This is a genomic window from Bradyrhizobium guangxiense, from assembly GCF_004114915.1.
GTDB classification, from domain to species: domain Bacteria; phylum Pseudomonadota; class Alphaproteobacteria; order Rhizobiales; family Xanthobacteraceae; genus Bradyrhizobium; species Bradyrhizobium guangxiense.
Map to the genome: position 1 here is coordinate 185,576 of NZ_CP022219.1, position 15,324 is coordinate 200,899.

The window sequence follows — 15,324 nt, forward strand, 5'->3', positions numbered from 1 at the left end:
CGACCGTGACCCTCAACGAGGCGGACAAGAACTTCGTCGTCGAGACGCTCGCCGATCAGTCTCTCGGTGTTGTGCAGGGATCATCCTATTATTTCAAAAACCTGATCTTACGGGCTGAGTTGCCGAAACCGGTGGTCGCCAACAGGATCGGCGCCTTGATTGGATCCCCCGAAATCGACGCGCGTACGCTCGTGGCATGGTCAGAGAGTTACGGCGTCAATCCGAACAACCGTGTTCCGGCGCTGGGCTCGTTCCTGCTGAGCATGATGGATCAGGCGGGCATGGACCAGCAGTTGCGGCTCCCCGCAATCCTGGTCACCGCACGTCTGCTGCCGGACGACCAGCTCGACCGGTTGCAGGCACGGTTTCAAATCCCGATCGTTCCGACCAGGCCGGCTGCCTTGGTTCCGGTGCAAACCGGACCGGAATTTACCTGGCGTGACGAGCGTGAGCCCCTTGAGCTCCAAGGCCTATTCGATCGCGGTCCCCTGGTGCTTGACGTGGGACTGATCTTGCAAGCCGCCAAACGCGCCCTCGGCGTGTGTCGGGTTGAAGTCGGCAATGCCCTGAAGGGCACTGGGATTCTCATAGAGAAGGATCTCGTCCTCACCAACTATCATGTTGTGGGAGGGGATCTGACGGCTTCCCGCGCCGAGCTCGACATGAACGCTCCGGCCACCGTCCTGCGCTTCGGTGCCTTCACATCCGGGGCATCCCCGGACGAGGGACAAACAGTCAAGCTGGCTCCTGCCGCGGCAATCGTGGACGCCGATCCGCAGTTGGATTTCGCGTTGCTGCGGACCAGCGACGACATTGCAGCCGTCAAGGATCTTCGTCCGTTCTCAGATCTGGGTCTTACCCCGGCGCGCCTCGATCCGCTCTACATTCTCCAACATCCCCAAGGCGGGCCGATGAAGCTCGCCTTGAGCGACAACGGCGTGAGCTGGGTCGACCCGACGGTCGGCGTGGTACAGTATCTGACGCGCGCCGATTTCGGCTCCAGTGGATCACCTTGCTTCGATTCGAACTGGAAGCTGGTCGCGCTTCACCACGCCGGCAACACCCGGAAGGGTGAAGGGATATTGATACGGTCGATCTTCGACCGCATCAGGCCGCATTTGCTGCAATAGTGGATGTCGGCCGCGCCCTCGAGGTGCACCACATCTTCGACGCCGAGCCTTAGATCAGCCGCATACCCTTCAAACTCGCATGCCCGTTCTTGCCGACGATGATGTGGTCATGCACCGCAATCCCCAGCGGCTTGGCGATCTCGATGATCGCCTTGGTCATCTGGATGTCGGCCTGCGAGGGTGAGGGATCGCCGCTCGGATGGTTGTGCACCAGGATCAGCGCGGTCGCCGATAATTCCAGCGCGCGCTTGATCACCTCGCGCGGATAGACCGGGGTGTGGTCAACGGTGCCGGTCTGCTGCACCTCGTCGGCGATCAGCTGGTTGCGCTTGTCCAGGAACAGCAGGCGGAACTGCTCCTTATCGGCAAACGCCATGCTGGAGCGGCAATAGTCGATCACCTCATTCCAGGACGACAGTGCGTTGCGGCCGTTGACCTCGCCCTTGGTCACGCGGCTCGCGGCGGCGGCAATCAGCTTGAGCTGGTTGATCGCGGATTCGCCGATGCCGTCGACTTCGCGCAGGCGCGCCACCGGCGCATGCACGACCTCGGCGAACGAGCCGAAAATCTTGATCAGTGCCTTCGCCAGCGGCTTGGTGTCGCGCCGCGGCAGTGCCGGAAACAGCGCCATCTCCAACAGCTCGTAATCGCTCAGCGCGTCCGCGCCCGCGCTGTAGAAGCGCTCGCGCAGCCGCTCGCGATGGCCGTGATAGTGCGGCGTCTCGTCAGGCTTGCTCTTGTCATGGTCCGGCTTGGCGGGCATCGGCGGCCAGCATCGCCTTGACGAAGGAATTTTTCAACCGACAATTGTAACTGCTCTCACGGTTTCCGCATGGGAGCGGTCACCGCAATGACCCCGAGAACGATGAGCGCCATGCCGGCCAGCATCGACCAGGTGAAGCTTTCGCCAAGGAGTGTGGTCCCAAGCGCCACGGCAAAGCCGGCGCGCAGGTAGCTGCCGCTCGTCGTGCCGAGCGGGCCAAGCGTATGGATCAGGCGGAAATAGATCACCATGGCGAGCCCGGTACAGACGATCGCAAGGCCGAGCACGGCCGTGATCGCTTGTATTGCCGGCGCCAGTGTCCAGGGCCGATCGAGGACCGCCGCGATGGGCAGCATCAGGGCGGCGGCGCAGCTCATCGCGCCGGCGGCCGTGACGACCGCGGGAAGGCCCGCGAATCGCTGCCCCCAGATCGGTGCGAGCGCGTAGCAGAAGCTCGCCGCCAGGACGGCGACCTGCGCCAGCGGCGCGTCAGTGCCGATCCCGGAGCGCGCGTCAACCCGCATGGTCAGGGCGACGCCGCCGAGGCCCAGCGCAACACCGATGATCTTGCGGCCGCTGATCGCCTCTCGCCCGCGTCCGGTCGACATCGCGATCGCCAGCACGAACATCGGCGGAGTTGCATTGAGCACCCCAGCGAGGCCGCTGGCGATATGCATCTCGCCCCAACTGATCAACGTGAACGGCAGCGCGCTTTGTAGCAGCCCCTGCACCACGAAAGCCGTCCACGCCGGCCCTCGGCGCGGCAGAACGTGTCCCTGCGCGCGAGCGATCAGGATCAAGAGAACGGCCGCGATTGTCACCCGGGCCGCGACCATGGTGAAGGGCGGGATCGTCGGAAGCGCGACCTTGATGAGCGTGAATGAGCTGCCCCAGATCAGGGAGAGCAGCAGCGGGAGCCCGATCTCGAACGCGAGACGGGTTTGTCCTGATGTCATCTGTTGCGCCTGGGTGCTCATGCGATCTGCTCCATCGACACCATGATCCGGAGCGGCGCTGCAGGCTGGCTGAATTCGGACCTCATCGCCCGGTCGAGTCCGATTTCAGCTACTCGGCGGGGCGCCTTGAAACTATGATTTCGCCATGGCGACAGGTCCGGCACATCGGCAGACGCTGCCACCGCATCTCGACTGGGCAACCTGCGATCGGGCGCGTCTTTCGCGTGCGCGCGCTTTCGACGGCCTGTTCTTCTCCGGCGTCCGCTCGACGCGCATCTATTGCCGGCCGGTGTGTCCGGTACGTCCCGCCCGCTCCGAGAACGTCACCTTCTATGCGACCGCGGCGGCCGCCGAGCGGGCCGGCTTTCGCCCGTGCCTGCGCTGCCGGCCGGAAGCCGCGCCGGGCTCGCCGGCCTGGATGGGGACAGCGACCACCGTCGCGCGCGGCATGCGCCTGATCCATGACGGCTTTCTCGATCGCGCGACCATGACGGAGCTTGCGGAAGCCCTGGGCGTCGGGCCGCGCCATCTGCTGCGCCTGTTCATGCGCCACGCCGGCGCGAGCCCGAGCGAGATCGCGGCGACCCGCCGCGTGCAGGAAGCCAAGCGTCTGATCGACCAGACCGAGATGAGTTTGGCGGAGATTGCGTTTGCGGCGGGCTTCGGCAGTGTTCGCCGCTTCAACGACGCCTTTGTGGCGACCTATAAAAGGGCGCCATCGTCATTCCGCCGCCGGCGATAGATTGGTTGTCATTCCGGGGCGCTCGCGTCAGCGAGCGAACCCGGAATCTCGAGATTCTTAGGTGCGCCAGGGCGCACCATGGTTCGCTGCTAAGCAGCGCCCCGGAATGACGGGGTATTACGACCCGATCTGCTTCTCGCCGTGCCGCTCCGACAGCGTGAAGATCTCCACACCCGTCGCGGTGACGCCGACGGAGTGCTCGAACTGCGCCGACAGCGAGCGGTCGCGGGTCACCGCGGTCCAGCCGTCGGACAGGATCTTCACATGCGGTTTGCCGAGATTGATCATCGGCTCGATGGTGAAGAACATGCCGGGCTTGAGCTGCACGCCTTCGCCGGGCCGGCCGATATGGATGATGTTCGGCTCGTCGTGGAACATGCGACCCAGACCGTGGCCGCAGAAATCGCGCACCACGCTCATGCCCTGGGGTTCGACGAAGCTCTGGATGGCGTGACCGATGTCGCCGGTGGTGGCGCCGGGCTTCACCGCGGCGATGCCGCGCATCATCGCTTCATAGGTCACCTCGATCAGCCGCTCGGCCTTGCGGGCGATCGGGCCGACCGCATACATCCGGCTGGAATCGCCGTACCAGCCGTCGACGATGAAGGTGACGTCGATGTTGACGATGTCGCCCTCCTTCAGCGGACGGTCGCCGGGCATGCCGTGGCAGACCACGTGATTGAGCGAGGTGCAGGTGGAGTAGCGGTAGCCGCGATACATCAGCGTCGCCGGATAGGCACCGTGGCTGAAGGCGAAGTCGCGAACGAATTCGTCGATCTTCGAGGTCGGCACGCCGGGCCCGACGACGTCGGTGAGTTCGTCGAGGCACTTGGCCACCAGCGCGCCCGCCTTGCGCATGCCGGCAAAGGCGGCCGGCCCATGCAGCTTGATCTGTCCGGTCTTGCGCAGGGAGGTCTCGGTGGCTTCGACGTAGCTCATGCTTGTGCGGTCTTTTCGGGCTGATCTCGATGTCGGTGGAAAGGCTTGATTTCAGGCCCTAATTTAATGATTGCCTGCCTTCATGCAAGCCAAGCTTCGTCCCTGCGCCCGAAAGCGGGCCTAATTCGGGACTTCTACGGTGGTTTCCACCGGCAGCGCGCCGCCGCGGATGCGGATTTCCCGGACCGGGTAGGGAACCCGGATGTCCTCCCGCTTGAAGGCATCCCACAGCGACAGCATCACGTCGCTCTTGACCTTGTCCATGCCATCGGGGTCGGCGATCCAGAAGGTCAGCGAGAACTTCATCCCGGCTTCGGCGAACTCGGTCAGGAGGCAGGTCGGTGGCTTGCCTTTTTGCGCGCGCGGATGGGCTTCCGCGGTCTCGGCCGCAAGCTTGCAGACCAATTTCGGATCGGCATCGTAATTGGTGCCGAAGGCGATCTTCACCAGCGTGTTCTTGTCGGTATAGGTCCAGTTGACGACCTTCTGCGTCACCAGATCCTCGTTCGGCACCAGGAACTCGCGGCCGTCGCCGGCGGCGACGGAAATATAACGCGTCTTCATCGCGCTGATGCGGCCGGTATTGTCGCCGATGGTGACGAGGTCGCCGGGCTTCACCGACTTGTCGGCGAGCAGGATGATCCCCGAGATGAAATTGGCGACGATCTTCTGCAGGCCGATACCGATGCCGACGCCGACCGCGCCGGAGAACACCGCGAGCGCTGAAAGGTCGATGCCGACCGCGCCGAGCGCGATGACGATGGCGACGGTCAGAAGCCCGATGCGGATGATCTTGACCAGCAGCACCTGCACCGATGGCGTCAGGTCGGTGGTCGAATTGATCCGGCTCTCGGCGAAATTGCTCGCGATGTTGGTGGCCCAGAGCGCGATGAGGAGGAGGGCGCCGGCTTTGAGGACCAGCAGTGGGGTCAGTCTGAGGCCGCCGAGCACGATCGCAAAGGAATCGAGCAGATCGACTGTCCCATCGAGCTGGCCGAGGATGGACAGCGCCGCGACGAACCAGGCCGTGATCGACACCAGCTTGACGATGAAGGCGTTGCGCAGCACCGAGGTCACCAGCCGGATCACCAGCCAGGCCAGTCCCATCTTCGCCGCGACCATCAAGAGGTAGGAGCGGCTCGGCCAGGTCGCGTGATACATCACGAAGCGGGAGACGATGACGAGCAGGGTGAACACCGCCGTCGAGGCGCTGGAGACCATCACCCGGGCGAAGTGGCGGAGCGGCAGCGGCCAGCGTATCGCCAGCGAGGTCATGTCGACGCGGCTGCGAATGGCGGTCTCCGCGGCATAGGCGATGCCGGCCGCGGCCAGAATGAGACCGAATTGCAGATAGAACCACGGTGAGGAGACTTCCGCCCCGACGCTGCGCGCGGTGGTCTGCACGAACTCCATGAAGTCTTTGAGGTCCATGTCCATCGGTCTCGTCGGGAAGCTTGTGGGAGGATTTGATTCGAGGGCGCCGCAGAATCCCACAAAGGGTGCGGCCGGGCCATCGATACACCGGCATGTGATGGACGTTAAGGCCGTATAATACGGGCGGATTGCCGCGAGCCGGAGAAAATGGGTTGGCGCGCGAGTCTGCCGACGATAAGGATGCCATTCCAGCTGTTTTGACCCGGAAGGTGGATGGCTTCCCTCGACTCCGTCAGCCTCGCGATATTGCTCGGCGCCGTCCTCGTCATGGCCGGTATCCTGTCGAGCCTGCTCGCGCTCCGCTTCGGCGCGCCGTTGCTGCTGGTCTTCCTCGCGATCGGCATGCTCGCGGGCGATTCCGGCCCCGGGCAGCTCCAGTTCGACGACGTCCGCACCACCTATCTGGTCGGCTCGGTGGCGCTCGCCCTGATCCTGTTCGACGGCGGCCTCAGGACACGCTTTGCCAGCATCCGCACCGTGCTGGCGCCCTCCGTGGTGCTGGCGACCGCCGGCGTGTTGCTGACCGCGCTGATCACGGCGCCGTTCGCCAAATACGCGCTCGATCTCAACTGGACCGAGTCGCTACTGGTCGGCGCCGTGGTGGCCTCGACCGATGCGGCCGCGGTGTTCCTGCTGGTGCACACCCAGGGCCTGCGCTTGCGCCCGCGCGTCGGCGCGACGCTGGAGGCGGAATCCGGCACCAACGATCCGTTCGCGATCTTCCTCACGCTGATGCTGGTCGAATACATCTCGCTGGGGTCGAGCTCGCCGGGCCACGTGCTGATGGAGTTCGTGCAGGAGGCCGTGCTGGGTGCCATCGTCGGCGTCATCGGCGGGCGTCTCGTCGTCATCGCCCTCAACCAGGTTGCCCTGCCGCAGGGCCTGCATGCGCCGTTCGTGACCACGGCAGCACTCGTCATCTTCGGCGGCTCGCAGATCATGCACGCCTCCGGCTTCCTCGCGGTCTATCTCGCCGGCATCATCATCGGCAACCGGCCGACGCGCGCGCATAATTCGGTGGTGGCCTTCCTCGACGCCGCGACCTGGCTGGCGCAGATCGTGATGTTCGTGCTGCTCGGTCTGCTGGTCTCCCCGAGTCGGCTCGGCTCGAGCGTGCTGCCGGCGATCGCCGTCGCGCTTGTCCTGATGCTGGTCGCGCGGCCGATCGCGGTGTTCGCGTGCCTTGCGCCGTTCCGCTTCAACTGGCGCGAGAAGATCTTCATCGCCTGGACCGGCCTGCGCGGCGCAGTCGCGATCTTCCTGGCGTCGATCCCGATGCTGGTCGGCCTGTCGAAGGCCTATCTCTATTTCGACGTCGCCTTCGTCGTCGTCATCATCTCGCTGCTGCTGCAGGGCTGGACCCTGGCGCCGGCCGCGCGCAAGCTGCACGTCGCGCTGCCGCGCGCCGAGCGCGGCCCGCGCCGCGTCGAACTGGATCTGCCCGGCCAGCTCGAGCAGCAGCTGGTCGGCTATCCGGTGCGGCCCAAGAGCCTGTATTTCCGCCGCGGCCTGATCCCGTCCTGGTCCAAGCCGACGCTGGTGATCCGCAACGAGAACATTTTGACGCCGACGGAAGCCGACCCGGTCGCGCCCGGCGATTACATCTACCTGCTCGCGCCGCCGGAAAAGGCCGAGGCGCTCGACCGCTTCTTCGTCGACATGCAGCCGAGCTCGGCACCGGACCCGCATCTGCTCGGCGACTTCATGGTGTCCGGCGAGCACACCCTCGCCGAGCTTGCCGAGATCTACGGCGTGAAGGTGAACGATGATGCGGGTAAGCTCACGCTCGCCGATTATTTCGACGTCCATCTCGACCGCGCGCCGAAGGAAGGCGCTGAGCTGCCGCTGGACGAGATCGTGCTGGTCGCCCGCAGCATCTCCGGCGGCCGGGTCAACGTCGTCGGCCTGCGCCTGCCGGAAGAAGACGAGACGCCGCCGCCTCTGACGCGCACGCAGGCACTGCGTCGCAAGCTGGCGGACATCTGGACATCGGTCGTGGGGGTCTAGCCTCTTCTCGTCATTCCGGGGCGCGCGACAGCGCGAACCCGGAATCCATTTATCCGCTGAACGAGGGGCGAGATGGATTCCGGGTTCACCCTTCGGGCGCCCCGGAATGACAGAACGGGAAATCCGCCACCAAATCGCCGCATCCGCCGAAGATTTGCGCGGCTTTGTGACCTCCGCACCCGGAACGCTCCGCGGCGCCGCCCGTTCTTCGCGTGACGGTCAACGTCTTTGACAGGAGCAGTTCCATGCGAAGCCTCATCTTGCCTGCCATCGTCGCGATCGGTCTCGGATCGGCTGCGCCGGCGATGGCCTATGACACCGGCGACCAGATCTCGATGCAGGTCGCGCTCGATGTCGCGGCCGACATCGGCGTCACGACGGTCTCTCACACCCAGTTCCTCGGCGATGAATGGCAGATCGAAGGCCGCGATCGCATCGGGCGCTGGATGGAAGTCGATGTCGATGCCCGGACCGGCGAGGTCCGCAATGTCGACCGCGGCTGGTAGCTATTCTTAGCCCGGACTGCGCTTCGCTTCATCCGGCGACAAGTGCCTTACGTCAGCACCTTCACTCCGCCGAAACTCGTGACCCGCCCCTGCTTCAGCATCACGATCTGGGTCGCGAGCTGGCGCAGCTCGGCGGCGTCGTGGCTGACATAGACCATCGGCACGTTGGCCTCGTCGCGCAGCCGCACCAGATAGGGCAGGATCTCGAGCTTGCGGCCCTCGTCGAGCGCGCCGAGCGGCTCGTCGAGCAGCAACAGACGCGGCTTCGACAGCAGCGCGCGGCCGAGCGCGACGCGCTGGCGCTCGCCGCCGGAGAGTCTTCCGGGACGACGGTCCAGCAGGGCGCCGATGTCGAGCAGGTCGATGATGCGCTTGTGCTGCGTCTGATCCGGCACAAGGCCGTTCATCCGCCGCCCATAATCGAGATTCTGCGCGACGCTGAGATGCGGAAACAGGCGCGCGTCCTGGAACACATAGCCGATGCGGCGGCGCCAGGTCGGCACGTGGATGCCGGCCGCGGTGTCGTCGACGGTCTCGCCGTCGATGACGATGGTGCCGCGATCGGGCCGCAGCAGGCCGGCGATCATGTTGACCAGCGAGCTCTTGCCCGCGCCCGAGGCGCCGAACAGGCCGATGACGCGGCCCTCGCCGGTGAAGGAGGCGGACAGCGCGAACTCGCCGAGCTTCTTTTCGACGTCGACCCGCAGCATGGTCAATTCCCGTGCAGGCGCTGCGTGGCGCGGCGGGCGAACCATTCGGCCGCGATCAGCGCGCCGATCGCGAGCACGATCGAGACGATCACGAGCCGGCTCGCGGCGGTGTCGCCGTCAGGCGTCTGGATCAGCGAGTAGATCGCCGACGAAATCGTCTGGGTCTCGCCGGGGATGTTGGAGACGAAGGTGATGGTCGCGCCGAACTCGCCGATCGCCTTGGCAAAGCCCAACACCATGCCGGCGAGCACGCCGGGCAGCGCCAGGGGCAGCGTCACCGTGAAGAACACCTTCCAGGGCGCGGCGCCGAGCGTCTCGGCCGCCTGCTCGAGCCGGCGGTCGATCGCCTCGATCGACAGCCGCATCGGGCGCACCAGCAGCGGAAACGACATCACACCGCAGGCGAGCGCCGCGCCGGTCCAGCGGAACGAGAAGACGATGCCGAGAGCGTCGGCGAGAAATCCGCCGACCAGACCTCTGCGGCCGAAGGTCAGCAGCAGGAGATAGCCGGTGACGACAGGCGGCAGCACCAGCGGCAGGGGCACGACGGCATCGAGCACCGACTTGCCCCAGAAATCATGGCGGGGAAGCAGCCATGCCAGTGCAATGCCGAACGGCGTTGCGACCAGCGTGGCGACGACCGCGACCCTGAGCGAAAGCAGGATCGCCGTCCATTCAGCGGGTGAGATGTCGAGCATCAAGTCGCAAAATCAAGTCGTGGGACTCACCAAGAACTTGAAGCCGTATTTTTCCAAAATGGTCTTGGCGGCAGTCGAGCGCAGGAAGGCGAGATAGCCGTTCGTCTCCGGCTTCGCGACCGTGGTCGCGGCGACCGGGTAGATGATCGCGGGATGCGAATCTGCCGGGAAGGTGCCGACGATCTTGACGCCCGGCTCAACCTTGGCGTCGGTGGAATAGACGATGCCGAGCGCGGCCTCGCCGCGGGCGACCAGCGTCAGCGCGGCGCGCACACTCTCGGCCATCGCGAATTTCGGCTCGGCGGCCTGCCAGGCTCCCAACTTCTCCAGCGCCGCCTTGGCATACTTACCGACTGGCACCGACTTGACGTCGCCGGTCGCGATCCTGCCGTCGCCGGCGAGCTTGGCGAGGTCGAAACCCTGCGCGATCGCGACGTTGTCGATCCTGGAATCCTTCGGTGCGATCAGCACGATGCTGTTGCCGAGCAGATTGACTCGGGAAGGCTCGTTGATGGTCTTCTTGGAGATCGCATAGTCCATCCAGTCGGTGTCGGCGGAGACGAACACATCGGCCGGCGCGCCCTGCTCGATCTGCTTGGCCAGCACCGAGCTTGCGGCATAGCTGACGCTGAACTTGACGCCGGTCTTGGCGGTGTAGGCGGCGTCGATCTCGTCGAGCGCGTTCTTCATCGAGGCGGCGGCGAACACCGTGATGGTCTTGTCCTCGGCGCTCGCGGGCGAAAGGCTGGCGCCCGCAAGGATGACGAAGGCGGTGAGAAGTCCGGCAATACGAATCATGGATGCGCTCCGTGCGAGGTCGCGCGTGCACATGCACGCGCAAATCCGGCGTTGGGTTAAGTCGGGTCGCGACGGGCGGAAGCGCTGTTCCACGGGGCCCCGACGGCTTACGGCCGACCGGGATATCGCAGCTGCGAAGATAGCAGGCTGGAGCCACAGGTCAAAGCCGACCGTTTGCCTGACCAATGGGCCCTATTGGGCCGGGAGGATGGCGATCGAGATCGCATCGTCCTTGGAGCCGCTGATCTGGAGCACGACGGGCCGCCCCGACAGCTCATATTTCACGATCTTGCGGATGCCGTCGCAATCGGTCGCACCGCTGAAGGCGACGGGCTTGAGGACATGGCCGTCCTGGACCATGTCGATCCAGGCTCCGTTGGACAGGCTGATCGTGTAGAGCCCGGCCTTCGGCGCCTTGATGCCAGTGAAGCCGGCAAAGGTGCCGGCCTTCGGCGTGCGCTCCGGCGGCGTCGGCAATTTCGCATTCCCCGCCGCGACCAGCCCCAGCGTGATGGCTGAGGATGGCAGTGCGGGCTGCTCGCTGCCTGTGGTGAGCTTGACGCGGTCCGCTGCGGTGAGCGCGGCGCGCTCGCGCTCGATCGGCCATTTGAACTTGTCGCAGCCGCTGGGCTCCTCGGCAGCGAAAGCGGAGGCCGTGCTGATCGTGAGCGCAGCGACGAAGGTGAGGGCGCGCATGTGAATTTCCATCGTTGGCCACGCGAATGGCGCGAGGCTTGCGGTCAGGCTTGTTGATGAACGGGATGCGCATCCCGGGGATGCCGCGGGCTTACGGCACGGCGGCGAAGGCGATCCTAGCGCATTTTTACGACGCGAACCAACCAACTCGCCGTCATCACGGGCCGTGCCCTCATCACCGCTGTCTACGGCTTCACGTCCGCCGCGTGCAGCACCGCCTTGCACGCCGCCGGCATCTGCGCCAGCGTCATCGGCGGCTTCGGCTTTGGCGGCTCCGGCGGCGGCTTGGGGGGGAGCACAGCGTCGGAGAACCAATAGGCGAGATCTGCGGGCTTGCAGCCCTCGTCTTCGGCCTGTGACGGCTGGCCCTCGCATTCGCCGGCGCCCGGCGGGCAGCGCATGCGGATATGGAAGTGGTAGTCGTGGCCCCACCAGGGACGGATCTTCGACAGCCAGGCGCGGTCGCCCTTGGCCTCGCGGCATAGCGCTTTCTTGATCGCGGCATTGACGAAGATGCGTTGCACCGCCGGCTCCCGCGCCGCATCGCGCAGCACCAGCACATGGCTGGGTGTGAACCCCCTCGGGTCGATGTCGAGCCGGTCCTGGCGCACCATCATCACCGCCGACATGTCTTCGCGCTCCTCGCGCGAGAGGCGGCGGTCCGGCATCGGCGTCAGCCAGATGTCGGCATCGAGACCGATCTGGTGGCTGGCATGGCCCGAAAGTGCCGGGCCGCCGCGCGGCTGGGCGATGTCGCCGACCAGGATGCCGGGCCATCCCGCGTCCTTGTGCGCCTTGGCGGCGAGCCGCTTGATCAGGGCGATTATGTCGGGGTGACCATAGCTGCGGTTGCGCGACAGCCGCATCACCTGCCAGTGATCGCCGTTGACCGGGATCTGCTCCGCGCCGCCGATGCAGCCCTTGGTGTAGGAACCGATGACATGGGCCGGCCCCTTCGAAGGCAGCAGCTTTCGCGCGAACAGCTCCTTGGCGGCGAGATCGGGGTCGTTGGGATTGGCGAGCGGCGGCAGCGGTTTCGGATTGACGCTGCCCTTGTCCTGGGCCAGCGCGCCGCCGGCGGCTGCAAGCGCGAACCAAAGCAGGAGGAAGGTGATGCCGCGGCGACTCATGCAGGTGTCGTTATAGCCCAATGTTGCATCCGGGTTAACAACGGGGGCTCGCGCCGGTCACACATTGCGGGACGAATTCATCCGAACGGCGTTCCGGCCGCGGTTTCTTTACGGTGCAATAACCGTATGGTGCATTGACCAAAATTCGTGCGCGGTGCCAGAAATCACTGCGGCTCGCATGCAATCCCACGCAATCGAGGAAACGATTCAAGCGTGCGCGCAATTTTGCGTCAGATCGCGCTTTGATTGCGGCTTTGTAGCCGGTTCGATCCCGCTCGCCGACGTAGCCGGGGCCGCGCAAACAGGCAGCGAGGTCCATCCTGCGCAAGTCCCAGCCGGCGAGGATTACTTTTTTTTCAGACACTTGCTCCAAGACTTTGCGCTGCCGGGCGCGACTGGGACGAGTGAAGTTGGGTTTGAAGTCTCGAAAAGCGAGAAGACGAAAGCAAAGCGTGCTTGCCCGGGCCGGCCAATCGCCCCGCAAGCCGCGCTTGGCGCACGCGTCACGCGCCTTGTCCGAGCGCGACGAAATCTTGCGCAGCCGCGCCGAGGCGGAAGCCGCGATCGCGGACGCGCGCAAATCCCATGAGCGCCTGCGCCAGGCCATCGACATCCTGCCGCAGGGCATCGTGTTTATCGATGCCGAAGGCCGCTACGTGCTGTGGAACAGGAAATATGCCGAGATCTACAGCAAGACCGCCGACCTGTTCGAGCAGGGCGCGCGGCTCGAAGACACGCTGCGCATCGGCGTTGCCCGTGGCGACTATCCCGAGGCCGTCGGGCACGAAGACGAGTGGATCGCCGAGCGGCTGCGAAAGCTCTATCAGCCCGGCGCGCGCCACGAGCAGAAGCTGTCGGACGGCCGCGTCATCCTGATCGACGAGCGGCTCACCGACGACGGCGGCGTGATCGGCCTGCGCGTCGACATCACCGAGTTGAAGCAGCGCGAGGCCTCGTTCCGCCTGCTGTTCGACGGCAATCCCGTCCCCATGGTCGTCTGCGCACTGGACGACGAGCGCATCCTCGGCGTCAACGATGCCGCGGTTGCGCATTACGGCTACAGCCGCGCTGAGTTCGAGAAGCTGACGATCCGTTCCTTGCAGGCCTTCGACAGCGAGCCGCCCTGGACCGCCGACCGTTCGATCGAGGAGCAGGCTGGCCGCACCTGGAAGCATGTCAAGGCCGACGGCGCGTTGATCGACCTTGCGATCTATTCGCGCGAGTTGACCTATGCCGAGCGGCCCGCGGTGCTGCTCGCCTTGATGGACATCACCGAGCGCAAGCGCGCCGAGGCGCGGCTCGCCTTCATGGCCCAGCATGACGCCTTGACCGGCCTGCCCAACCGCACCCTGCTGCGCCAGCAGATGGACGAGATGCTGCTGCACTCGCGGCGCAGCCCCGAAAAGGTCGCGCTCCTGATGCTGGGGCTGGACAATTTCAAGGCGATCAACGACACGCTGGGGCATGCGGTCGGCGACAAGCTGCTGCGCGGCGTCGCCAAGCGGCTGCGTTCGACCTTGCGCGAGGAAGACGCGCTGGCGCGGCTCAACTCCGACGAATTCGCGATCCTGCAGAGCGGGCTGGCGCGCCCCGAGGACGCGGCGGGGCTCGCAAAGCGCCTGCTCGAGGCCATCGCCGATCCCTATCTTCTCGACGGCCATTCCGTGGTGATCGGCGCCTCGATCGGCATCGCGATGGCGCCGGGCGACGGCGACGATTCCGAAAAACTGCTCAAGAGCGCCGACATGGCGCTGTCGCGCGCCAAGCTGGATGCGCGCGGCACCTTCGCCTTCTTCGAGGCCGCGTTAGATGCAAAAGCGCAGAGTCGCCGCAAGATCGAGGTCGAGCTGCGCGATGCGATCCGGAACGACGTGCTGCGGCCCTATTACCAGCCGCTGATCGACCTCCAGAGCGGTCGCATCACCGGCTTCGAGGCACTGGTGCGCTGGCCGCATGCCGAGCGCGGCATGGTCTCGCCGGCTGAATTCATTCCGGTGGCCGAGGACACCGGCCTGATCAATCCGCTCGGCGGGCTGATGCTGCGCCGGGCGTGCCTCGATGCCGCGGCTTGGCCCGACGACGTCCGCGTCGCCGTCAACCTGTCGCCGCTGCAGTTCCGCAGCGGCAATCTGCTCTCGATCGTGACGGATGCGCTGAAGGCGTCCGGCCTGCCGCCGCGCCGGCTCGAGCTCGAGATCACCGAGACGCTGCTCCTGGAAAAGAGCGCGCAGGTGCTGGCGACGCTGCATGCCTTGCGCGCGCTCGGGGTGCGCATCTCGATGGACGATTTCGGCACCGGCTATTCCAGCCTCAGCTATTTGCGTAGCTTCCCGTTCGACAAGATCAAGATCGATCAGTCTTTCGTGCGTGATCTCGGGGCCAACCGCGAGGCGCAGGCGATCATCCGCTCCATCGTCAGCCTCGGCAAGGGCCTCGGCGTTACCATCACCGCCGAAGGCGTCGAGACCGAAGCCGAGCTGAGCTGCCTGCGCGCCGAAGGATGCCACGAGGGTCAGGGTTTCCTGTTCAGCAAGGCCCGGCCCCATGCTGAGATCGTCAGCCTGCTCGCCGCGCAGCGCGGCATCGACGGCGACGCCGCCGCGCTGGTGGCGTGAGCGTTCGCTTATTTGAATGTAAGGGGCGCGCCGCTCTCTCCATCAACCCTGGGTCTCGTCGGTACGAGGTTGCGATGCGTACAGCGGGCGCCTCTGAGGCTTGCGTGGAAGGGGTGCCTAAACCAAGCTCGTGCGTTAGCGATGGGTGGACGCCGCAACGCCAACCACACCCGCTGCCTTGCGCTGTAGGATATAAGATC

At 65.5% G+C, this 15,324-nt stretch carries 14 protein-coding genes; 5 read left to right on the forward strand and 9 right to left on the reverse strand.

Annotated features, from left to right (window positions below; all coding sequences use genetic code 11):
- The first annotated feature begins 5 nt into the window (after positions 1 to 5).
- Complete coding sequence (locus X268_RS00875; RefSeq protein ID WP_128923178.1) at positions 6 to 1,130, forward strand: trypsin-like serine peptidase; 1,125 nt, start codon at positions 6 to 8, stop codon at positions 1,128 to 1,130.
- A 49-nt stretch (positions 1,131 to 1,179) separates the two neighbouring features.
- On the opposite strand, the gene radC is transcribed toward X268_RS00875, so the two are convergent.
- Together radC and X268_RS00885 are read right to left on the reverse strand one after the other, a co-directional pair.
- Positions 1,180 to 1,893, reverse strand: coding sequence for a RadC family protein (gene radC, locus X268_RS00880; RefSeq protein ID WP_128923179.1), 714 nt, complete (start codon positions 1,891 to 1,893; stop codon positions 1,180 to 1,182).
- 56 nt (positions 1,894 to 1,949) lie between these two features.
- Positions 1,950 to 2,870, reverse strand: a complete 921-nt coding sequence (locus X268_RS00885) for a DMT family transporter (protein ID WP_128923180.1) — start codon at positions 2,868 to 2,870, stop codon at positions 1,950 to 1,952.
- A gap of 124 nt (positions 2,871 to 2,994) precedes the next feature.
- Between X268_RS00885 and X268_RS00890 the strand changes: the two genes are divergently transcribed.
- Entirely contained in the window at positions 2,995 to 3,591 is a 597-nt protein-coding gene (locus tag X268_RS00890; protein ID WP_128923181.1) for a bifunctional transcriptional activator/DNA repair enzyme AdaA, read from the forward strand.
- A 117-nt stretch (positions 3,592 to 3,708) separates the two neighbouring features.
- Here X268_RS00890 and map read toward each other — a convergent pair whose 3' ends face one another.
- Together map and X268_RS00905 are read right to left on the reverse strand one after the other, a co-directional pair.
- Positions 3,709 to 4,530: a type I methionyl aminopeptidase gene (map, locus tag X268_RS00900; RefSeq protein WP_128923182.1), complete on the reverse strand. Its 822-nt coding sequence runs from the start codon at positions 4,528 to 4,530 to the stop codon at positions 3,709 to 3,711.
- 120 nt (positions 4,531 to 4,650) lie between these two features.
- On the reverse strand, positions 4,651 to 5,967 hold the full coding sequence (locus X268_RS00905; RefSeq protein ID WP_164937458.1) for a mechanosensitive ion channel family protein: 1,317 nt from the start codon (positions 5,965 to 5,967) through the stop codon (positions 4,651 to 4,653).
- Positions 5,968 to 6,177: 210 nt separating this feature from the next.
- Between X268_RS00905 and X268_RS00910 the strand changes: the two genes are divergently transcribed.
- Both X268_RS00910 and X268_RS00915 read left to right on the forward strand, forming a co-directional pair.
- A complete protein-coding gene (locus tag X268_RS00910) occupies positions 6,178 to 7,971 on the forward strand; it encodes a potassium/proton antiporter (RefSeq protein WP_128923184.1) in 1,794 nt (597 codons plus the stop codon).
- A 245-nt stretch (positions 7,972 to 8,216) separates the two neighbouring features.
- Positions 8,217 to 8,477, forward strand: a complete 261-nt coding sequence (locus tag X268_RS00915; RefSeq protein WP_128923185.1) for a PepSY domain-containing protein — start codon at positions 8,217 to 8,219, stop codon at positions 8,475 to 8,477.
- A gap of 47 nt (positions 8,478 to 8,524) precedes the next feature.
- Here X268_RS00915 and modC read toward each other — a convergent pair whose 3' ends face one another.
- The 5 genes from modC to mepA all read right to left on the reverse strand — a co-directional run bounded on the left by modC (position 8,525) and on the right by mepA (position 12,509).
- Positions 8,525 to 9,187, reverse strand: a complete 663-nt coding sequence (gene modC, locus X268_RS00920) for a molybdenum ABC transporter ATP-binding protein (RefSeq protein WP_128923186.1) — start codon at positions 9,185 to 9,187, stop codon at positions 8,525 to 8,527.
- A gap of 2 nt (positions 9,188 to 9,189) precedes the next feature.
- Positions 9,190 to 9,885, reverse strand: a complete 696-nt coding sequence (modB, locus tag X268_RS00925; protein WP_128923187.1) for a molybdate ABC transporter permease subunit — start codon at positions 9,883 to 9,885, stop codon at positions 9,190 to 9,192.
- A gap of 12 nt (positions 9,886 to 9,897) precedes the next feature.
- Complete coding sequence (gene modA / locus X268_RS00930) at positions 9,898 to 10,683, reverse strand: molybdate ABC transporter substrate-binding protein (RefSeq protein ID WP_128923188.1); 786 nt, start codon at positions 10,681 to 10,683, stop codon at positions 9,898 to 9,900.
- A gap of 192 nt (positions 10,684 to 10,875) precedes the next feature.
- Positions 10,876 to 11,379, reverse strand: coding sequence for a hypothetical protein (locus X268_RS00935; protein WP_164937459.1), 504 nt, complete (start codon positions 11,377 to 11,379; stop codon positions 10,876 to 10,878).
- 185 nt (positions 11,380 to 11,564) lie between these two features.
- Positions 11,565 to 12,509: a penicillin-insensitive murein endopeptidase gene (gene mepA / locus X268_RS00940; protein WP_128923190.1), complete on the reverse strand. Its 945-nt coding sequence runs from the start codon at positions 12,507 to 12,509 to the stop codon at positions 11,565 to 11,567.
- Between the two features lie 452 nt (positions 12,510 to 12,961).
- Between mepA and X268_RS00945 the strand changes: the two genes are divergently transcribed.
- Positions 12,962 to 15,124 carry a putative bifunctional diguanylate cyclase/phosphodiesterase gene (locus X268_RS00945; protein WP_128923191.1) on the forward strand — a complete coding sequence of 721 codons (2,163 nt, stop codon included), beginning with the start codon at positions 12,962 to 12,964 and terminating at the stop codon, positions 15,122 to 15,124.
- Positions 15,125 to 15,324: the final 200 nt, after the last annotated feature.